Here is a 20,090-nt window from a genome sequence, read left to right on the forward strand (position 1 = left end):
TGTGACAAATGACCGCGTTTTCAGGGCTGTGTATGCAACCACTTTCCGCTACCATCTGACCTTTGTCCTACCCACAGCTTTTACACTGTGCTTTTCAGGTAACCCTCCGTGCAGCTACGTCGTTCAGCAAATACCGCCTGGTATCGCTCCTCACATAGCCCATTACTCAGTTACCGCCAACACGGTTCTCCTCACGATCGCCTTGTTCAGCGGCCGTTTTTCAAAACTATCCGCCAGGCACCCATGGTTCGGCGGCGAGGAGTTTGAGTATGTCGACAACCTCTCAGCAGGCAGGCAAGCGTCATGCCTCTGACCTCTATCGCGCCGTTTGGCGTTGGCACTTCTATGCAGGCCTGTTGGTACTGCCGTTTATGATCACCCTGGCGATGACGGGAGGGCTGTACCTTTTTAAAGACGAGTTGGACGCGCTGATACACGCCGATATGAAGCGCGTGGCCGTTCAAGAGGCGACGCAACCGCCCTCTTCGCTGATCAGCGCGGCCCTGACGGCCCACCCCGGTAAAGCCGTCAAATTCACTGACCCCGCTACCCCAGAAAGCTCGGCGGAGATCACTGTCAAAACGGCGGGAGGCGAGCGTTTGGCGGTTTACGTCAACCCGTATACCGCGAATGTGCTGGGAATGCTGGATGACCGTGGCACGGTGATGTGGACCGTTCGTTACCTGCACAGTTTGAAATACTTTGGACCCACTGCACGCAAACTGATTGAAATCGCCGGCGGCTGGTCAATCTTGCTGGTGCTTACCGGCCTTTACCTATGGTGGCCACGCCGTAAAGGCGCAGGGGGTGTCGTCAGCGTGCGCGGCAAACCCAAAAGCCGGACGTTCTGGCGCGATACCCATGCTGTTACCGGCCTTTTTGTCGGTGCCTTTATTGTGTTTCTCGCCATCACTGGCATGCCGTGGTCGGGCGTCTGGGGTGCGCAGGTCAACCAGTGGGCCAACGGCAATAACTTTGGCTACCCGTCGGGCGTGCGCGTGGAAGTCCCCATGTCAGACACCCGTCTGAGTGACCAGAGCTCGACCACCTGGTCGCTAGAGCAGGCGCAACTGCCCGAGTCCTCCACATCGTCTACCTCCATGACACCAATGGGGATAGACCAGGCCGTTGCCACCTTCGATGAGCTGGGGCTGCATCGCGGCTACGCTGTGAACCTTCCCAACACCGATACCGGCGTGTATACCGGCTCCGCCTACCCCAATGACCTCAGTCAGCAGCGTGTGGTGCACCTTGACCAATACAGCGGCGAACGCCTGCTTGACATGAGCTACGCCGATTACGGCCCGCTGGGACGCTGGCTGGAGTTTGGCATCAACGTGCATATGGGCCAGCAGTTCGGGCTTGCCAATCAACTGCTATTTCTAGCCGTATGCATCGCCATTATTCTGCTAGCTGTCTCAGCCGGAGTGATGTGGTGGAAGCGCCGTCCCGAGGGCAAGATGGGCGTTCCACCCCTGCCCTCGGACAAACGGGTGTTCCGCGGCCTGATCGCCATACTGGCCGTTGGCGGCCTACTGTTTCCGCTTGTGGGCGCGTCACTCATCGTCATGCTGGCCATTGACTGGCTGCTTATTCGTCCGCTCCAGGAGCGGCGTTTGAATAGCCGAGCGGTCTAACCAAGCGCCCGGCGCGTTAAGCGTCGGGCGATTTGCCCTTCACAGCTCCATGATTGAAAGCCACCAATATCAAACGGCTGCCCACTTGACATTAAATCCCTGACGCAAGAAACTTAGCCAAGGCTATACTTATTACTTGAGGCAACACAGTGTTGCGCGCAGCAACGTAGACGAGTATAACTCACCGGTGGGAGTTTCAGCATGGCAACAAGATACCCAGTGGCGCTATTGGGAGCGCTTTCGTTCGCAGCAACGGCCTCTGCTAACAACGAGCCGCTCAATGTGGTGGCGACCATCGGCATGATTGCCGATGTTGCTCAAGAGGTCGGGGGCGAGTGTGTCAGTGTGAACGCCATGATGGGTCCAGGCGTTGACCCCCATCTCTACCAGGCGAGCGCCAATGATGTGACGACGCTGCGTGACGCCGAACAGATTCTCTACTCGGGCTACTCGCTGGAGGGGCAGTTGGGTGAGGTGCTGGAAAACTTCTCTGAGCGCACACCGACCCTGGCGGTGGCTCCCGCCTCGATCGATCCAGGCGACTTGATTACCGCACAGGATATCTACGGCATCGACCCACACCTCTGGATGGACGTTTCCCTCTGGGCGCAAACGCTGCCCACGCTGCGCACCACATTCAGTGAAGCGCGCCCTGACTGCGCCGACGCCATTGAAGCCAATACCGAGCGCTATCAGGCTCAATTGCTTGCCCTGCATGAATGGGTCAAAGAGAGTATCGCCAGCATCCCTGAAGAACAGCGCATTCTGGTCACCGCTCACGACGCATTCAGCTACTTTGGCCGCGCCTACGATATTGAAGTGGAAGGTGTGCAAGGCATCAGCACCGAGACCGAAACGGGCATTGCCGATATTCGCAGCATGGCGGATATTGTCGTGGAGCGGGCCGTACCCGCCGTCTTCATCGAAAGCACCATCAATCCACGTACGGTTCAGGCCGTGATGGATGCGGCCGAGCAACGCGGCCATGATGTCGAGATCGGCGGTGAACTCTACTCCGATGCCATGGGCGATGCGGGCACCTTGGATGGCACTTACATGGGTATGATCTATCGCAATACCCAGCACATTGTCGAAGCGCTGGGGGGGTCGCTAGCGCCCTTGCCTGCTGAGTTGAACGACTGGGCGAGCAAGTGGGAAATCGCTCAACATATCCGATAAGGCAGCCTATTGATGGCCACACTTAGCAATACCGACCCGGCCCTAAGCATCCGCAACCTGACGGTCAGCTACCATAGCCAGCCCGTGCTCTGGGACATTGATCTCGACATTCCCGCCGGCGTGATGGCTGGCATTGTCGGTCCCAATGGCGCAGGCAAGAGCACGCTGATCAAGAGCTTGCTCGGACTTGTTCCATCGCTGTCCGGCGATGTCATGGTGCATGGACGCCCTTACGCCGCGCAACGCAAGCGCGTCGGTTACGTGCCGCAACGCTCCAGCGTTGACTGGGACTTTCCCACTACGGCGCTGGATGTAGTCATCATGGGACTTTACGGGCGCCTGGGTTGGTTCAGGCGTCCGGGCCGCAAAGAACGCCACGAGGCATTGGAAGCGCTGGAAATGGTCGGCATGCAAGCCTTTGCCGATCGTCAGATCAGCCAGCTATCCGGCGGCCAGCAGCAGCGGGTTTTTCTTGCTCGGGCGCTGGTTCAACAGGCCGATGTCTACTTTCTGGACGAGCCCATGGCGGGAGTTGACGCAACCACCGAGCGAGCCATCATCGACATCCTGCGCCGCCTGCGCGATGCGGGCAAGACGTTGATCGTGGTTCACCACGACCTGCAGACGGTCCGGCATTACTTCGACTGGCTGCTACTGCTCAACGTCCGGGTGGTGGCCAGTGGCCAAGCTGATGACGTCTTCAAGGTCGAGCATCTGCGCCAAGCTTATGGTGGTCAGATCGCCCTGCTGAACGATAGTGATGCGCTCATGTTTGCCGCATCGAAGGTGACATAACGCATGCCGTTGTTCGATCTATTGTCTGACTACACCTTCCAGAACGTGGTAATGGGTGCCTCACTGCTCGGCTTGATCAGCGGCCCGCTGGGCTGTTTTGCGGTGCTGCGCCGTCAGAGTCTGCTGGGCGACGCCATTTCCCACGCCGCACTTCCTGGCATCTGTTTAAGCTTTATCATCACCGGCAGCCGCGATATTGGTGGAATCATCGTCGGTTCGTTGGCGACCGGCTCGCTCGCCGCACTGACCATGTTGATGCTGACCCGAATGAGTCGCCTGAAAACCGATGCCGGGCTGGGTATCTGCTTGAGTATCTTCTTTGCCGTGGGCATCGTGCTACTGACCTATATTCAGAACACCCATAATGCCTCCCAAGGTGGGCTGGAAGCCTTCCTTTTCGGCCAGGCCGCTGCCACTCTTCGCTCGGATCTATGGGTGATGGGCGGTATCACGCTGATTACCCTGCTGCTGTTAGCTGTTTTCTGGAAACAGGCCAAGCTGGTCACGTTCGATGCGGAGTACGCACGCACCCTTGGTATGCCCACCACCGCCATTGAGGCAACGCTCACCACCATGGTGGCACTGGCTGTGGTCGTCGGCCTACAAATGGTCGGTGTGATTCTGATGGCCGCCATGATCGTGGCGCCTGCAGCGGCCGCCCGTCAGTGGAGCCGCCACCTGGGCGGCATGCTGGTGATTGCTGCCGCTATCGGTATTGTCAGCGGTGTCTCCGGCGCCACCGTTAGCACCCTCTCACGCGGCCTGGCCACCGGCCCACTGATCGTCCTTACCGCCACCACTATTGTTTTGATCTCGCTGGCACTGGCGCCTGGACGTGGCCTGCTGTGGGGCCTGGCGCAGCATTATCAGCGAAAAAGAGCGTTGCGTAGGCAGCAGTTGCTGTATGCCTTTTACAAGCACCCCTCCGCGACACCCCGCTACTACAACACCTTAGGTGTCCGCCTGATACTGTATCGACTACGGCGCCAGGGCTATCTAACACAGCAATCCAATCACGAGACGGGATCGCAGCGGATCACTCGCTGGAAGCTCACAGCCCGTGGCTACGAGGAGGCTAAGAAAGTGGTCGCAACGTTTGAGGCAACACCATCATGATGGCGGCGTTGCTCAGTAGCACGGATCTACAGATCATGTTGGTCGGCGCCATGGTGGGCATTGCCTCCTCGGCGGTGGGCACCTTTCTGGTACTGCGCGGCAACAGCATGCTGTCTGACGCCATCAGCCACTCGATCGTTTTTGGCATTGTCATCGTCTGGCTGCTTACCAAGCAGCAGAGCGGAACTGTACAACTGGTGGGAGCGGCCTTGACCGGCCTGTTGACGGTCCTGCTCACTGAGGCACTGGCCAGCACCAAGCGCGTCAAGCAGGACGCCGCCATCGGCCTGGTCTTTCCGGCACTGTTCTCCATCGGGGTGTTGCTGCTCAACATCTATGCCCATGACGTGCATATCGACACCCACACCGTCCTGCTCGGTGAGATCGGTTTCGTCTGGCTGGACACGGTCAATCTGTTTGGCCTGCCGATCCCCCAGGCGCTGGTCTCCATGAGCGTGATGACCGTACTGAATTATGGCTTTATCTTCCTGTTCTATAAGGAGTTGAAGCTGGCCACCTTTGACCCGGCACTGGCCAAGACCTTTGGTTTCATGCCGTCGGTTCTCTTCTACGTGCTCCTGATGCTCACAAGCTCAACCGCCGTGGCCGCCTTTGACGCCGTGGGGGCAGTGCTGTTTATCGCCTTCGCCATCGTGCCGGCCTCGGCAGCGTACCTGATGACCGACCGACTGTGGATGATGTTTGTCATCGGCGCGCTGGTCTCGATCGGCTCAAGCGTTTGTGGCTACTACCTCGCCGTACACCTCAACGTCTCCATCGGTGGCATGATGGCGGTAATGACCGGCATCTTCCTGATGCTTGCCTTCCTGGCCGGTCCGCGCTACGGCGTTATCACGCAGCAGATCAAGCGGCGCCGGGCACGCCAGACGCCGATGGAACCGCCTTCATTATCTTAGGCGCCGATCACACTCCCGGGGGACAAAACGTCTGCCATTGAGTGGGAGCGTTTTTAGACAGCGCAGCCCGCTGTGGATAACCTAAACCGTCAAATGCTGCTGGATCAGTTCATCGGAAAGCTCGCCGATATCGCCATTTGCCACCGGCCGGCCGCGGTCCATGATCACGAAGCGGTCGGCGTATTTACGTGCAAAGGGTAGTTTTTGCTCTACCAGCAGTACCGTCAAGCCGTCCTCGTTGATCAACTGGCGAATCACCTGGCCGATTTGCGAGACGATATTGGGCTGGATGCCCTCGCCGGGCTCATCCAGGATCAACAATTTTGGCTCGATGACCAAAGCGCGACCGATAGCCAGCTGTTGCTGCTGGCCGCCGGAGAGATCGCCGCCGCGACGGTTTTTCATTTCCTTGAGCACCGGGAACAGCTCATACACCCGCTCGGGTATTTTTTTCACCCCGTCTCGGCGTGCCCCCAGTCCCGTTCGCAGATTATCTTCCACGGTCAGTAGCGGAAAAATCTGACGCCCCTGGGGCACATAGCCGATGCCCAGGCGTGAACGTTCTTCAACGGCTTTTTGGGTCAGCTCAACCTCGCCTGTATCGCCGTTCGAGTAGCGTAGTGCACCGCTTTTCACCGCGACTTCACCCATGACCGCCTTCAGCAGCGTGGTTTTGCCCACGCCGTTACGGCCCATCACGCAGGTGCACTGCCCGACGGGCACCTCAAGGTCCAGGTCCCACAGTGTGTGGCTTTCGCCGTAGAACTGATTGAGCTTTTCAATGGCTAGCATCAGGCGGCCTCCTCGTCATCGGCACCCAGGTAAACCTCAACCACACTGGGGTCGCTGGAGACTTGGTCCATGGTACCTTCCGCCAGCACGCTGCCCTGGTGCAAGACCGTCACCTGGCGGGCAATCGAACGCACAAAGCCCATGTCGTGTTCGACCACCACTACCGACTGCTGCCCCGCCAAGCCGGTGAGCAACTCGGCGGTGCGCTCCATTTCCTGCTCGGTCATACCGGCAACCGGTTCATCCACCAACAGCAGGCGCGGGCGCTGCATCAATAGCATGCCGATTTCCAGCCACTGCTTCTGGCCGTGGGAAAGAATACCCGCGGGTTGATAACGCAGCGTCGTCAGGCCGATGGTCTCCAGTACTTCGTCAATGCGGTCCTTGATCTCGCCGGTCAGGCGGGCGGTGAGGGTCGGTATGATCCGCTTATCCGCCGCCATCGCCAGTTCCAGGTTTTCAAATACCGTCAACGCCTCGAACACCGTAGGCTTCTGGAACTTGCGCCCGATGCCCAGGCTGGCAATCTCTGGCTCGTTCATGTGCAGCAGATTATGACGGCTGCCGAACCAAACGCTGCCTTCATCTGGGCGTGTCTTGCCGGTAATGATGTCCATCATGGTGGTTTTACCCGCCCCGTTGGGGCCGATAATGCAGCGCAATTCGCCATCGTCGATGGTCAGGTTCAGGTTGTTGATGGCCTTGAAGCCATCAAAGCTGACGGTGACATCCTCCATGTAGAGAATCGGCCCGTGGCGTACGTCCACCTTCGATAACTGGGGCGTCATGAAGTCGAACACCCGGTCGCGTTCGGTCAACGATTGGAAAAAACTCATGCCTTGGCCTCCTTTTCCGGCGTTACGTCAGTATCGTCTCGACGTCGCGCACGACGCTCCAAGAGCCCGGCGACGCCCTTGGGCAGGAACACCGTGACAAACACGAACAGCCCCCCAAGCGCGAACAGCCAGGCATCGGGCATGACCCCGGTAAACACGGTCTTGGCGTAGTTCACCAGCACCGCGCCGATCACCGCACCGTAAAGCGAGGCGCGGCCACCCAGCGCCACCCACAGGACTATCTCGATGGAGAAAATCGGATCAAATTCGCTGGGGTTGATAATACCCACCTGGGGCACGTAGAGCGCCCCGGCCACCCCCGCCAGCATGGCCGAGACGACAAACACGAACAGCTGGAAGCGCTCCACCCGATAGCCGAGAAAGCGCGTGCGCGCTTCCGCATCGCGGGTGGCGACGCACACCCGACCGAGTTTGCTACCGACAATCGACCGACATACCAAATAGCCCAACGCCAGTGCCACCCCGGAGGCAATGAACAAACCGAGGCGGGTGGCTTCACTGCGCAAATCAAAACCCAATAGCTCGCGGAAATCGGTGAGGCCGTTGTTGCCGCCAAAGCCCATCTCGTTGCGGAAAAACGCCAGCATCAACGCGAAAGTCATCGCCTGGGTGATGATCGACAGATACACCCCGGTGACCCGCGAGCGAAAGGCCAGCCAGCCAAATACCAGCGCCAGCAGCCCCGGTGCTATCAACACCATGGCAAAGGCAAACCAGGCCATATCAAACCCATACCAGTACCACGGCAGGCTGTCCCAGTTCAGGAAGACCATGAAGTCGGGCAGGATAGGGTCGCCGTAGGTGCCGCGATCACCGATCTGGCGCATCAGGTACATGCCCATGGCATAGCCGCCAATGGCGAAAAAGGCGCCATGCCCCAGGCTCAAAATCCCCAGATAGCCCCACACCAGGTCCACCGCGACCGCCAACAGCGCATAGGTGAGATACTTGCCCAATAGTCCTACGGTATAGCCCGATACGTACAGCGGATGCCCGGCGGGTACCGCCAGGTGCAGCACCGTCACCACGGTGACCGCAAGTACCAGTATGAGCAGAAAAATCTGCGTCGAGCGTTCGTTGAAGGGTCGTGTTAGCCACATAATCGATTAGCCCTCCGCCGCCCGGCCCTTCTGCGGAAAGAGTCCGCGGGGGCGCTTTTGAATAAACAGGATGATGAATACCAGCACGATAATCTTGGCCAGTACCGCCCCTGCCCAGGGTTCCAGCACCTGGTTGATAATGCCCAGCGACATGCCGGCCACCAGCGTGCCCCATAGATTGCCGACACCACCGAACACCACCACCATGAAGGAGTCGATGATGTAGTTCTGGCCGAGGTTGGGGCCAACATTGGTGAGCTGGGAGAGTGCCACACCGGCAAGCCCCGCCACGCCGGAACCAAGCGCAAAGGTCATGATATCCACGCGTGTGGCGCGAATGCCCATTGAGCGGGCCATGTTGCGGTTCTGGGTGACCGCACGGACCTCAAGCCCCAGCCGTGTGTGGCGCATGATCAGTATCAGGCCCGCAAACACCACCAGCGCAAACCCCAGCACATACATGCGGTTAAGGGTTAGCGACAGCGCATCGTTCACCATCAGCGAACCGCTCATCCATTCCGGGGTAATCACCGTACGGTTTTGCGGTGAGATCACCGTGCGTACCAGCTGCTGAAGAATAAGGCTGACACCGAACGTGGCCAGCAATGTCTCCAGCGGGCGGCCTTTCAGAAACTGAATCACGCCACGCTCAATCGCCACTCCTGCCAGAGCGGACACCATGAACCCGGCAGGGATCGCCAGTATCAGGGCCAGCCCCGGCTGGCCGGGCAGCAGTTGCTGCATGGCCCAGGTGGTATAGGCCCCCAGCATGATCAGCTCGCCGTGGGCCATGTTGATCACGCCCATCACGCCGAAGGTGATCGCCAGGCCAATGGCCGCGAGCACCAGCACCGAGCCCATGGAAAGGCCGAAGTAGAGCGTCTCGGCGGCGCGGTTGATTTTAAGGTTTTGCTCGATATCGGCCAGGGCGGCGGTGGCGGCGTCGACCATCTGCGGGTCATCCGATTGGGTAGCACGACCCAACGCCACCCGGACGTTACTGTTCAAGCTACCCGATAGCACCTCGACGGCCTCGATATCGCCCTGGTTGAGGCGATAGACCGCCAGCGCTTGATTCAACCGATCGCGTACCGCTGCCGACGGTTCGTTTTCCAGCCGGTTGGTGAGCGGCTCGACCTGTTCTTCCTCTACCTCGCCAATCAGCCGTTTCGCCGCGTCCAAACGGGCGTCTTGATCGCCGTTATACAGCTCGACCAGCGAAATCGCCGAACGCAGCTGGGTGCGTAGCGCGTTGTTGATGGTTAACCGATCCAGGTCGCGGCGGCTGACCTCGCCCAGGGCCTCCCCGGTCAGGGCATCTTCAACGGTGACGTCAAGCCCCGCGGTTTGTAGCGCGATCACAAAGCGGCCGTCGTCTTTCAGTCGCTGTAAGTCGCTATCCAGCAGCGCCTGCAACCAGACGTCGGCGCGCTCTTGCTCGCTTTCGATAATGGCGTTGATGGCCATGGCTTTGTCGTCGAATGAGCGCGTATCCAGCGCTTCAAGGAGCGCTTGACCATCGTCCTCCTGTGCCTGAACCGCCATGGGAAACCAGGCCAGCAGGCTGATGAGCAAACAGGTGACGATCCTTGACATGGTACGTGCTGTCCACGAATAGCAAGGGATCCTCATGAGTGAGTCCTTCGAGTGGCGTGCCCCAGGCGGTGCCATAAGCAAGGCATCGCCTGGGTAGATGAATAAGGGGAAAACGGATCCAACAACGGGGCGGCTTACACCGCCCCTGACATAGGCTTACTCGGCCTGCGCTTCTTCAGCATCGCTACCCATGCAGCGGTTTTCCGCCACGTTGTAGTTGCCGCATTCCATTGGCTTGCGCCAGTCGCTGATCAGATCACGCGAACCGGGTAGGTAGTCCGACCAGGCATCGCCTGCCACGGTAGACGGCGTTTCCCAAACCACGGCGAACTGGCCGTTGTCCTGAATTTCCCCGATCATGACCGGCTTGGTGATGTGGTGGTTGGGCATCATCGCGGCCGAACCACCCGACAGGTTGGGCACGGTCACGCCGATGATGGCATCTTTAACCGCGTCCACATCGGTGGTACCGGCTTTCTGAACAGCCTCTACCCACATGTTGAAGCCGATGTAGTGGGCTTCCATCGGGTCGTTGGTCACGGCGTCGTCTTCGCCGGTATGCTCAAGCCAGGCGTCGATGAAGTCGTAGTTGGCGTCGGCATCCACGCTCATGAAGTAGTTCCAGGCTGCCAGGTGGCCCACCAGCGGCCCAGTATCGATCCCGGTGAGTTCCTGCTCGCCCACCGAGAAGGCGACGACGGGAATATCGGCCGCGTCGATACCCTGGTTGCCCAGCTCACGGTAGAACGGCACATTGGCATCACCGTTAACGGTGGATACCACGGCGGTTTTCTTGCCTTCGCTGCCGAAGCGGCCAATTTCCGACACGATATTCTGCCAATCGGAGTGACCAAAGGGCGTGTAGTTGACCATGATATCTTCGTCGGCCACGCCAAATTCTTCTTTCAGGTAGGCTTCCAGGATACGGTTAGTGGTGCGCGGATAGACGTAGTCGGTACCCGCCAGGACCCAGCGCTCCACGCCGACCTGATCATGCAGGTAGTTAACGGCCGGAATCGCCTGCTGGTTGGGTGCCGCGCCGGTGTAGAAGACGTTTTCGGACGACTCTTCACCTTCATATTGCACCGGATAGAACAGTAGCCCGTTCAACTCTTCCACCACGGGCAGTACCGATTTACGCGATACGGAGGTCCAGTTACCAAAAATGACGTCCACTTCTTCCTGCTCAAGCAGCTCCCGGGCGCGCTCGGCAAACAGCGGCCAGTCGGAAGCAGGGTCAACCACCACGGGTTCAATTTCACGGCCGAGCAGGCCGCCGGCTTCATTCTGCTGCTCAACCAGCATCTCGACGGTGTCTTTAAGAACGGTTTCGCTGATGGCCATGGTGCCGGACAGCGAGTGCAGGATACCGACTTTGATCGGGTCGTCGTCTTGTGCGACGGCCTGGGTACTGGCCCCCATCACAGCAGCGGTCAGCAGTGCAGTTGAGAACACTCTAGACGTCTTCGGGTGTGTCTTGCGTAGGAAAGTGGTCACTTGAATCTCCTTGCACCCCTTATGCTGGGGGCTCGTTTATTGGCGTCGTATGCCAAGCAACAAAGCTTGGTATACGTCCACTAGCAACAAACAATTTGCAAGGGCTGCGCCAGATTGGCACATAAGCAACTTATGGACGCACAATCAGCAACTTAAGATAAGTCTAAAAAACCAGAATACGACTAGGAGCACCAAGATAGCGCAGCAGCTGTCGGCGAGCGCACGCTGATCATGCACCAGTAACGCTCAATGCACTGTGACCGTGCAAAAACGGGGCGCCGACTCTCGTCGACGCCCCGTTTTTCAGGGTTGATGAATCCGTTCCAGGATTAATCGCTGCCAGACGCTCCCTCTTCGATGGGATTGCGCATCCGGCGGCGCAGGATGGGCCCAATAATATAGGGCAGGATCAAGCCCAGACCGGCAAATACCCAAAGGCCAATGGCCAGGCCGCTGTTCCATAGTATGGTCCAGTCACCGTCGGATATATCCATGGCGTGGCGCAGGTTCTTTTCCATCTCCGGCCCCAATAACAGACCGAGAATGATCGGCACCAGGGGAATCTCAAGCTTACGCAGCAGATAGCCGGCAACGCCAAAGATCACCATGAAGTAGAGATCGAAGACGGTATTGCTGATCGAGTAGATGCCGACAAAGGCAATCATGGTAACGATCGGCAGCAGGTACATGGGCGGTACCGACAGCAGCTTGACGAAGATCCCCACCATCGGAATGTTCAGGATCAGCAGCAGGAAGTTACCCACCAGGAGAGCGGCAATCACGCCCCAGACAATGTCGGCATTCTGGGTAAACATCAGCGGGCCCGGCGTGATGTTCAGCGAAATCAGCAGCGCCAGCAGCACCGCCGTCGTGCCGCTACCCGGCACACCCAATGTCAGCATGGGCACCAGCGCGCCGCTTGAAGCACCGTTGTTACCGGCCTCGGGACCTGCGACACCGCGTGGATCCCCCTTGCCGAAGTAGCCTTTCTTGCCCACGACCTTTTTTTCCAGGGTATAACCAATAAAGCTACCCAGCGACGCACCGGCACCTGGCAGCACGCCAGCGATGAAGCCCAGCACCCCACCACGAAAGCTGGAAGGCAGGATCTCTCGGATATCCTTCCACTTGAGCGAGAGCTTGTTGACTGCCATTTTTTCCTTGCCACCACCGGCCTTCTCTTCGATGAAGAACAACAGCTCGGAAATGGCGAACAGCCCCACAATCGCAATGATGAAATCAACGCCCTCGTAGAGTTCCAGCGTTCCAAACGTAAAGCGCTGCACCCCGGTGGAATCGATACCCACCGTGGCGATCATCAAACCGATGGCGGCTGCTACAACGGTCTTCATTGGATTCTTGCCAGTGATACCGCCCAAGGTTGCGAACGCCAGCAGGAAGAGCGCGAAATACTCGGCAGGCCCGAAGGTCAAGGCGAACTTTGCCAACAGAGGTGCCAATATAATCAGCCCTATGGTGGCCACCAGGCTACCGATAAAGGACGCAACGGCAGAGATCGCCAACGCCTCGGACGCCTTGCCCTGTTGTGCCATCGGGTAGCCATCAAGACAGGTCATCATCGCCGGTTCGTCACCGGGAATATTGAGCAGTATCGAGGAAATGCGCCCGCCATACATCGCCCCGGCATACACCGACGTCAGCATGATGAGGGCGGTTTCCGGTGCCAGACCGAGGGTAAAGGCCAGCGGGATCAGGATCGCCACCCCGTTGGCCGGGCCAAGGCCTGGCAAGGCACCGATCAAAGTGCCCAAAAAGGCACCGATCAGCGCAAACATCAGGTTATGGGGCTGCAGCGCGACGCCAAACCCGTCCATCAAGAAGCCAAGCGTTTCCATTAGCCCACCTCCAAGAACGACAATATGCCTAGCGGTAGCGCCAGATCGAGGGCAAAACTGAATACCAGGTACACCACCACACCGGAAACCGCTCCAGTGATATAAGCCTTGACCGGGCGTGAACCCATGCGCCAGCAGAGAGTCCCCACAGCCAGTGCGGTGCTGATGATGAAGCCTAGCGGTTGCAGCAGCATGGCATACAGAACCAGCACCACGACCGCAACGATCAGTTCGATACCGGTACGGCTCCATGGCCAGGCATTATCCGGATCCGGCCGTACGACCATGTACAGGCTGGACAGCCCCAGTACGACGGCTAATAACAGAGGAAATGTCTCGGGGCCGACCGCCTCGGACCCGCCAAACGGTTCGGGAAACTGAGTGGCGCCCCAGCCGTACGCGACGGCCAGGACGATCATCAGTATTCCAAAGATACGATCATTGAAAACCATCACTGAATCAGCCCGATATCCGTGGACAGCTGTTCGATATCTTTGATCTGGTCTTTAACGAAGGTCTCGAACTCACCGGCGCTCATGTGGAAAGGCATCAGGCCATTTTGCTGCATGACGTTCTTCCATTCATCGCTCGCATAAATGGTATCCATGGCATCGACCCAGTACTGCTTGGCTTCGTCAGAGATATCCGCTGGCATATAGAAGCCGCGCCAGTTGGGGCCCAGCGCATCAATGCCCTGTTCGCGTGCGGTGGGAATATCAGACAGGTCACCGGGTAGGCGCTCTTCAGACAGTACCGCTAACACCTTGAGATCACCCGATTCCATGAAGCCTTGAGCCTCGGTGATATCGCCGGTGAACGCTTCAACGTGGCCGCCGATCACCTGGGTCAGTGCTTCGCCGCCATTGTTGTAAGACAGGTAAGCGATGCGTGGCAGGTTCTCGACCTCGGCCGCCTGAGCCGCGATCAATACCTTGAGGTGATCCCAGCCGCCCTTGGCGCTCCCGCCAGCAAACTTCACGCTGCGTGGATCCTCTTTAAGGGCATCCATCAGCTCATTGAGATCATCGTATTCGGAATCGGCGGAGACGGCGATGATGCCGTAGTCAGCGCCCAGCGCCCCAATCCAGTTGACCATGTCCGCGGTCATGTCAGGGAACTGACCCTGGGCAAGGCGAGTCGTAGTGGCCGTAGACGCCGCGACGAGAAGCTCCTCATCGCCAGCCCGCTTGCTGATGGTATGACCGTAAGCCACACCGCCACCGGCACCGGCCATATTGATGGTCTGAACGTTACCCGACACCAGGTCGAGCTCCTGGAGCACGTTGCCGACACTACGGCAGGTAAAGTCCCAACCGCCGCCCGGGTCAGAGGGGGCGATACACTCGACTTTACCTTCCGGTTCGAAGGCAGCGGCAGTGCTGGAAAAAGTCGTCATTGCGGCCAGCGGCAGAGCCAGCAGCGTTACGTACTTCAAGGAAGACTTGAGAGTCATAGCGTTCTCCACGTTTCAAACTGTTGTTGTAGTGAGCGTGTTGTCGTGATGCATAGCACTTCACGCTGTGAACGTTAGAAGAAAGCAGACCCGGGCGACAAGCTTGTGAACATTAAGCACAAAAAAAGCATTCTGCGCATTGTGTTCATTTTGCTCACGGTGCTGTCAGGACGTTTAAACCGCTTCGTTTTTGTTCCTGATTAAAGGCCCTCAAGCCAACCATTGGCACCGGCCCGCAAACGGTAACGGCGTTCGGGTCTACCTACATCACCATAGCCCAATTCGGCGTCTACCACTTGCACTGAGACCAAAAACTCTAAGTAGCGGCGTGCCGTGGAACGGCTTGCTCCCATCCCCCGTGCCACCTGGGTAGCAGCCAACGGCTGATGCGCTTGCCTGAGCGCCTCAACCACCGAACGTAACGTCAGGCGGTCGATACCTTTTGGCAGGCTTCGCCCACTGGGGACGTTGGGTTCAACAGGCGTTGCGCGGGCCAGCACCTGGTCAAGCTCGGCTTGATTCATCTCCGCGCGGCTGGCCAATGCCTCGCGCTCTCGGCGAAAGCGCGCCAGCATCTGCTGCATACGACCGGCTTCAATGGGTTTGATAAGGTAATCAAAAACACCGCCGCGCAGCGCCTCGCTGATGGTATCCACCTCACGGGCGGCGGTGACCATGACAATATCCACCTGTACGTAATCACGACGCAGCGCCCATAGCAGCTCCAGCCCTTCCACATCGGGCAGATAAGCATCCAGCAAGATCAACTGCACGTGCTGCCCTTGCTCGGCCATCAGGGCATTGGTTTCAGCGGCGTTGCGGGCCATGCCGACAACATGAAAACCCTCGCTTTGCTCGATAAAAGCGCGGTGGATATCGGCAATGCGAAAGTCATCTTCTACCACCAAAATACCGTACTCGTGCGCCGACATAAGGCTTCCTTTAACCGAATTACAGGCCATTAGTTGTCATTGTAAGAATCTGCGCCGGTTAGCTTATCACGGACGATGACGCGTCACCGTCGGCACATAGTGAGCGGTCCAGCACCGCGATAAAGCAGGCACCGCCGAGTTCGCTGTCCTCCAGGGTGACCGTGCCACCATGCTGGCGGCACAGTCGCGCCACCAGCGCCAGGCCTAGTCCCTGATGCTGACCGGTTTTGGTCGAGAAGCCTTCGCTAAAAATCGACTCGACATGCTCAGGGACAACACCAGGCCCGTTATCCTCCACTTCAATGAGCAATTGCTCGCCCAGGTCGGTGAAAAACAAGCGTACCCGTGGCGGGTCATTCGGCCCATGCAAGGCTGCGTAGCAGGCGTTATCCAGCAGGTTACCCACCACACTCATCATCACTTCCTGCCCGGTCGGCGTTAGCGGGCGGCTAAGTGAGCTTTGTTCATCAATATCCAGCGTTACGCCCAGTTCCCTGGCACGGGTCAGTTTGCCCATCAGGGTACCGCTCAAAACGGTATCGACGACGTTACGCATCAAGAAGCTCATCTGCGCCTGAGCGCGCTTGGTTTCCTGGTGGATCAACGTCAGCGCCTCATCAATGCGCTCGAGCTGCAGCAAGCCGGAAATGGTGTAGAGCTTATTGGAAAACTCGTGCGCCTGGGCGCGCAGCATGTCGACATCGCGGCTAGCCTGGGTCAGCGCCTGGGATAGATCGACAATCTCCCGACGGCTGCGAAATGTCGCCACCGCTCCCTCGATCTCGCCCTCGTGGACAATCGGCACGCGGTTAACCACCACCGGATGATCCCCCAGCCACATTTGCTGGTCGAACTCCTGCTGACCGTACTTAAGCACTTCCTGGAGCCGCGAATTGGGAACCACCTCGCGGATCGGCTGGCCGAGGAGAATATGCTCGTCGGCCAACCCCAGGAACCACCGAGCCTGTTGGTTCACCAGCGTAATCTGGCCTTCGCGGTTCACCGCCAGGATACCCTCGTGTATCGATTGCAGGATGGCCTCTTTCTCCATCGCCAGACGGGCAATTTCGTAGGGCTCCAACCCCAGAATGACACGCTTTAGATGCTGGGAGAGCCAATAGGCACCGGCAAACCCCAGCACGATCATCAGCGCCACCAATGACCAGCCCAGGCTGTTATAGCGAGCGATATCCATTGCGACGCGATCAAGCATGAAGCCGACCGAGACAATGCCGATGATATTCCCCGCTTCATCGCGCACCGGCGTTTTACCGCGCATGGCGGACCCCAATGTACCGGTCGCTTCCGATACATAGGACTCGCCTCCTTCAAGCGCCCGCGCGTTATCGCCGCCTACCATGGTCAAGCCGATACGCTCGGGCACCGGATGCGAATAGCGCACGCTTTGGTTATTACCGACCACCACGTACCGCGCGCCGGTTTCACGACGCACGCGTTCGGCCAGCGGCTGTATCACGCTTGCGGGATTGTCATCGTCAAAGGCATCGATAAGTGCGGGCATTGAGGCCACCGTCTTGGCTACCGCCAAGGCCCGCTCCCCCATTTGCGTGCTGATGATCTCGGCTTTACGGTGATTCAGATAGGTGCCTTGTGCCAACAGCATGCCCGCCAGCAAAAGACCGACAAGCAGCATGACCTGAAGGCGAAAGCTGCGTTTGTACCAGCGCCGCCTGGAGCGCGTTCGACGCCAGCGTTGCAACTCAGCTAATGTTTTGTTCGGGCGGGAGGATGGCATGACGGCACTCACAAGCGGTAACGGCCTCATTATGGCATGCGCATGCAGAGGGCGTTAAACTTCGCTGCTTTGGTCAACTGGACAGGTAACAGGCCTTGCACTGCCAGATCAGGGAGAGCGGTATGCTAGCGAAGGATTGGGGAAAGGGAGTGGCCATTTTACTGGGTGTTCTCTGGAGCGCGTCAGCCATTGCAAGCCCCTTTTACGCCCCTGACCCTCCGTCCGACGATACCCCCGTTTTCAGCGGCGACTCTGAATTGGGCTACAACCGCCTCACGGGCAATACCAACAGTGAAACGCTCATCGGCAAAACCCGCTTGCAATGGTTGACGGGCGATTTGACCCACTCGCTGCGCGGCGAAGTGCGCCACGTCAGCAAGGAAGACGACACTGCCGCCGAACAGTACCTGCTGGCGGCCCGCGAACGCTACGACTTCAACGGGCCCCATTACCTGTTTGGCTTTGCCCGTTGGGAAAAAGATCGCTTTGCCGGTTACGATCAGCAGCTCAGCGCGATTGGCGGCTACGGGCGGCAGATCCTCGACAACGAGCGTCATACGCTGTCGCTGGAAGCCGGCCCGGGCTACCGCCACGACCGGCTCCGCGAGCACGGTAATGAGCGCCTGGGCGTTGCCTATTCGGCCATCGATTATCGCTGGGAATTTGCCGACTACGCCGATATCCGTCAGGAAGCGTCGCTGGAATACACGCGCCAGAATGTCACCTCGCGCTCGCTCACCGCCCTGACGACACGGCTGAACTCAAAGCTTTCGCTCCGCCTCTCCTACGAGATCAAACACAATTCAGAGCCCCCTGACGATGCCGACAAACGCAGCGACACCACCACCAGCGCGTCGCTGCTTTTCCACTGGTAGCGCACCATAATGCAGCAAGCCGTGTTAGACGTTGGTCTATAAAGACGTTACAATGTGCTCAGTTTCCTGTCCTAGCGCCATTCCATGAATGGCGCTTTTTTTTTCCCACTTTTCAACGCGGCAAGCTGTTAAGTTTGACGACCATCTTGCCCAATTCCCAAACGGACTCTCATGACGACACAATCAACTCAAGACGCGATGCCACGAAGTGGTCTACGCGCCCTCGGTGATCCTCTGGTGCTGCTGCTCAGCATCGGCTTTATCGTGGCCTTTATTGGTCTATCACTTTACGATGTCGACCTCGTTGCCAACAGCATCAGTACCGGCTTCGCCTGGACAGCGCGGGTATTTGGAACCTACTTTCAACTGCTGCTGATCGCCACCTTCTTGATTGCCATTGGCCTGGCCTTTACCCCCGCCGCCAACGCCAAAATCGGCAACCTCGATGCGCCGGAAATGAGTACTTTCAAGTGGCTATCGATCATTCTGTGCACCTTGCTGGCCGGGGGTGGGGTATTTTTCGCGGCAGGCGAGCCGATCTACCACTTTGTGGTCACCCCTCCCGCCTTTGACAGCGAGGCGGGCACACCAGAAGCCGTGGCGAACGCCCTCGCCCAGTCATTTAACCACTGGGGCTTCCTGGCGTGGGCAGTCCTCGGGTCGCTTTCGGCGGTGGTGCTGGCGCATGCCCACTATGTGAAAGGCCAACCGCTTCAACCGCGCACCCTACTGTATCCGGTATTTGGCGAGCGCCTGCTACGTGGGCCGCTCGGCGGCATTATCGATGCCTGCTGCGTGATTGCCCTGGTGGCAGGCACCGTGGGGCCGATCGGTTTCCTGGCGACCCAGGTCAGTTTTGGTTTGCACGAGCTATTTGGTCTGCCGGAAGGCTATACCGGCCAGTTGATCATTCTTGCGGCGCTGGGCAGCATTTATGTGCTGTCCTCAATGAGCGGTGTCCATAAAGGCATTCAGCTACTCAGTCGGTTCAACGTGCTGCTGGCGCTCACGATTGGTGCGGTCATCTTTATCTTCGGCCCGACCCTGTTCCTGACCAACAGCTATGTGGCAGGGCTGGGCACCTATGTGAGCGAGTTCTTCACCATGGCAACCACGACGGCGGACACCGCGCCCGACTGGTGGATGCAGTGGTGGACGGTGTTCTTCTTTGCCTGGTTCATCGGCTATGCACCGCTGATGGCCATTTTCGTGGCGCGCATTTCCCGTGGCCGCACCATTCGCCAGATGATTGTCGCCGTCGCTGTTATCGCGCCGATTGCCACCAGCGTGTGGTTTACCCTGCTTGGCGGCTCGGGCATCTACTATCAGCTCAGCGGTGCCATCGAGCTGACCAAAGCGCTGAACAACTTCCAGTTTGACGTGGCCACGCTGACCGTCGCGCAAGCACTGCCCGGCGGCACCTGGATGGCGTTGGCGATCTTGCTGTTAACGACCATTTTCGTGGCGACCACCGGTGACTCGATGAGCTACGCCATCGCCGTCGTGGGCGCTGGTCACGATGACCCCAACCCTTACATCCGCGCCTTCTGGGGGATCGCCATGGCCCTGATGGCGGCGATATTGCTGAACATGGGCGCCGGGCAAATCAGTGCGCTACAGCAGTTTATCGTGATCACCGCCATTCCCGTGTCGCTGATCCTGTTGCCCACTTTATGGCACGGCCCCAAGGCTGCGTATGCCATGGCGCGTGAGCAGGGCATTATTAAGTAGC

At 58.6% G+C, this 20,090-nt stretch carries 17 protein-coding genes; 7 read left to right on the forward strand and 10 right to left on the reverse strand.

Features of this window, described 5'->3' with window-relative positions:
- Window positions 1-269: 269 nt before the first annotated feature.
- The 5 genes from IT895_RS17635 (at window position 270) to IT895_RS17655 (ending at window position 5,644) form a co-directional block, all read left to right on the forward strand.
- Window positions 270-1,637, forward strand: a complete 1,368-nt coding sequence (locus tag IT895_RS17635) for a PepSY-associated TM helix domain-containing protein (RefSeq protein ID WP_199284214.1) — start codon at window positions 270-272, stop codon at window positions 1,635-1,637.
- Window positions 1,638-1,838: 201 nt separating this feature from the next.
- Window positions 1,839-2,816, forward strand: a complete 978-nt coding sequence (locus IT895_RS17640) for a metal ABC transporter solute-binding protein, Zn/Mn family (protein ID WP_199284215.1) — start codon at window positions 1,839-1,841, stop codon at window positions 2,814-2,816.
- Window positions 2,817-2,828: 12 nt separating this feature from the next.
- Window positions 2,829-3,611, forward strand: a complete 783-nt coding sequence (locus IT895_RS17645) for a metal ABC transporter ATP-binding protein (protein WP_085919416.1) — start codon at window positions 2,829-2,831, stop codon at window positions 3,609-3,611.
- A gap of 3 nt (window positions 3,612-3,614) precedes the next feature.
- A complete protein-coding gene (locus IT895_RS17650) occupies window positions 3,615-4,727 on the forward strand; it encodes a metal ABC transporter permease (RefSeq protein WP_199284216.1) in 1,113 nt (370 codons plus the stop codon).
- Window positions 4,724-5,644 (forward strand): metal ABC transporter permease, encoded by a 921-nt coding sequence (locus IT895_RS17655; RefSeq protein ID WP_085919418.1) that lies wholly within the window; start codon window positions 4,724-4,726, stop codon window positions 5,642-5,644. Before IT895_RS17650 ends, IT895_RS17655 begins: the two co-directional genes overlap by 4 nt.
- Window positions 5,645-5,725: 81 nt before the next feature.
- On the opposite strand, the gene urtE is transcribed toward IT895_RS17655, so the two are convergent.
- From urtE to IT895_RS17705, 10 genes are all read right to left on the reverse strand, one after another.
- A complete protein-coding gene (gene urtE, locus IT895_RS17660) occupies window positions 5,726-6,436 on the reverse strand; it encodes an urea ABC transporter ATP-binding subunit UrtE (RefSeq protein ID WP_199284217.1) in 711 nt (236 codons plus the stop codon).
- On the reverse strand, window positions 6,436-7,272 hold the full coding sequence (gene urtD, locus IT895_RS17665) for an urea ABC transporter ATP-binding protein UrtD (protein ID WP_085919420.1): 837 nt from the start codon (window positions 7,270-7,272) through the stop codon (window positions 6,436-6,438). Before urtD ends, urtE begins: the two co-directional genes overlap by 1 nt.
- Complete coding sequence (gene urtC, locus IT895_RS17670; RefSeq protein ID WP_199284218.1) at window positions 7,269-8,393, reverse strand: urea ABC transporter permease subunit UrtC; 1,125 nt, start codon at window positions 8,391-8,393, stop codon at window positions 7,269-7,271. The genes urtD and urtC overlap by 4 nt, the downstream gene beginning before the upstream one ends.
- A gap of 6 nt (window positions 8,394-8,399) precedes the next feature.
- A complete protein-coding gene (gene urtB, locus IT895_RS17675; protein ID WP_199284219.1) occupies window positions 8,400-9,989 on the reverse strand; it encodes an urea ABC transporter permease subunit UrtB in 1,590 nt (529 codons plus the stop codon).
- Window positions 9,990-10,145: 156 nt separating this feature from the next.
- On the reverse strand, window positions 10,146-11,486 hold the full coding sequence (urtA, locus tag IT895_RS17680) for an urea ABC transporter substrate-binding protein (RefSeq protein ID WP_199284220.1): 1,341 nt from the start codon (window positions 11,484-11,486) through the stop codon (window positions 10,146-10,148).
- Between the two features lie 329 nt (window positions 11,487-11,815).
- Window positions 11,816-13,342, reverse strand: a complete 1,527-nt coding sequence (locus IT895_RS17685; RefSeq protein ID WP_085919424.1) for a tripartite tricarboxylate transporter permease — start codon at window positions 13,340-13,342, stop codon at window positions 11,816-11,818.
- Window positions 13,342-13,794, reverse strand: coding sequence for a tripartite tricarboxylate transporter TctB family protein (locus IT895_RS17690; protein ID WP_176243693.1), 453 nt, complete (start codon window positions 13,792-13,794; stop codon window positions 13,342-13,344). Before IT895_RS17690 ends, IT895_RS17685 begins: the two co-directional genes overlap by 1 nt.
- Window positions 13,794-14,795, reverse strand: a complete 1,002-nt coding sequence (locus IT895_RS17695; RefSeq protein WP_176243689.1) for a Bug family tripartite tricarboxylate transporter substrate binding protein — start codon at window positions 14,793-14,795, stop codon at window positions 13,794-13,796. Before IT895_RS17695 ends, IT895_RS17690 begins: the two co-directional genes overlap by 1 nt.
- Window positions 14,796-14,995: 200 nt before the next feature.
- Window positions 14,996-15,727: a response regulator gene (locus IT895_RS17700; protein ID WP_199284221.1), complete on the reverse strand. Its 732-nt coding sequence runs from the start codon at window positions 15,725-15,727 to the stop codon at window positions 14,996-14,998.
- A gap of 58 nt (window positions 15,728-15,785) precedes the next feature.
- Window positions 15,786-17,483, reverse strand: coding sequence for an ATP-binding protein (locus tag IT895_RS17705; protein WP_085919427.1), 1,698 nt, complete (start codon window positions 17,481-17,483; stop codon window positions 15,786-15,788).
- A gap of 122 nt (window positions 17,484-17,605) precedes the next feature.
- Here IT895_RS17705 and IT895_RS17710 point away from each other — a divergent pair, with 122 nt between their 5' ends.
- Together IT895_RS17710 and IT895_RS17715 are read left to right on the forward strand one after the other, a co-directional pair.
- Entirely contained in the window at window positions 17,606-18,358 is a 753-nt protein-coding gene (locus IT895_RS17710) for a DUF481 domain-containing protein (protein ID WP_085919428.1), read from the forward strand.
- A gap of 171 nt (window positions 18,359-18,529) precedes the next feature.
- Window positions 18,530-20,089: a BCCT family transporter gene (locus tag IT895_RS17715; RefSeq protein ID WP_233337299.1), complete on the forward strand. Its 1,560-nt coding sequence runs from the start codon at window positions 18,530-18,532 to the stop codon at window positions 20,087-20,089.
- The last annotated feature ends 1 nt before the right edge of the window (window position 20,090 follow it).

Source organism: Halomonas sp. A40-4 (assembly GCF_015767635.1).
Classification (GTDB): Bacteria; Pseudomonadota; Gammaproteobacteria; order Pseudomonadales; family Halomonadaceae; genus Vreelandella; species Vreelandella janggokensis.

What these genes read in the sequence shown, in the direction of transcription:
- IT895_RS17710 (WP_085919428.1), top strand. Translation starts at nt 17,606, where the DNA reads ATGCTAGCGAAGGATTGGGGAAAGGGAGTGGCCATTTTACTGGGTGTT.
- urtC (WP_199284218.1), bottom strand. Translation starts at nt 8,393, where the DNA reads ATGTGGCTAACACGACCCTTCAACGAACGCTCGACGCAGATTTTTCTG.
- IT895_RS17700 (WP_199284221.1), bottom strand. Translation starts at nt 15,727, where the DNA reads ATGTCGGCGCACGAGTACGGTATTTTGGTGGTAGAAGATGACTTTCGC.
- urtE (WP_199284217.1), bottom strand. Translation starts at nt 6,436, where the DNA reads ATGCTAGCCATTGAAAAGCTCAATCAGTTCTACGGCGAAAGCCACACA.
- IT895_RS17650 (WP_199284216.1), top strand. Translation starts at nt 3,615, where the DNA reads ATGCCGTTGTTCGATCTATTGTCTGACTACACCTTCCAGAACGTGGTA.
- IT895_RS17640 (WP_199284215.1), top strand. Translation starts at nt 1,839, where the DNA reads ATGGCAACAAGATACCCAGTGGCGCTATTGGGAGCGCTTTCGTTCGCA.
- IT895_RS17655 (WP_085919418.1), top strand. Translation starts at nt 4,724, where the DNA reads ATGATGGCGGCGTTGCTCAGTAGCACGGATCTACAGATCATGTTGGTC.
- IT895_RS17705 (WP_085919427.1), bottom strand. Translation starts at nt 17,483, where the DNA reads ATGCCATCCTCCCGCCCGAACAAAACATTAGCTGAGTTGCAACGCTGG.
- IT895_RS17685 (WP_085919424.1), bottom strand. Translation starts at nt 13,342, where the DNA reads ATGGAAACGCTTGGCTTCTTGATGGACGGGTTTGGCGTCGCGCTGCAG.
- IT895_RS17645 (WP_085919416.1), top strand. Translation starts at nt 2,829, where the DNA reads ATGGCCACACTTAGCAATACCGACCCGGCCCTAAGCATCCGCAACCTG.
- IT895_RS17695 (WP_176243689.1), bottom strand. Translation starts at nt 14,795, where the DNA reads ATGACTCTCAAGTCTTCCTTGAAGTACGTAACGCTGCTGGCTCTGCCG.
- urtB (WP_199284219.1), bottom strand. Translation starts at nt 9,989, where the DNA reads ATGTCAAGGATCGTCACCTGTTTGCTCATCAGCCTGCTGGCCTGGTTT.
- IT895_RS17690 (WP_176243693.1), bottom strand. Translation starts at nt 13,794, where the DNA reads ATGGTTTTCAATGATCGTATCTTTGGAATACTGATGATCGTCCTGGCC.
- urtD (WP_085919420.1), bottom strand. Translation starts at nt 7,272, where the DNA reads ATGAGTTTTTTCCAATCGTTGACCGAACGCGACCGGGTGTTCGACTTC.
- IT895_RS17715 (WP_233337299.1), top strand. Translation starts at nt 18,530, where the DNA reads ATGACGACACAATCAACTCAAGACGCGATGCCACGAAGTGGTCTACGC.
- IT895_RS17635 (WP_199284214.1), top strand. Translation starts at nt 270, where the DNA reads ATGTCGACAACCTCTCAGCAGGCAGGCAAGCGTCATGCCTCTGACCTC.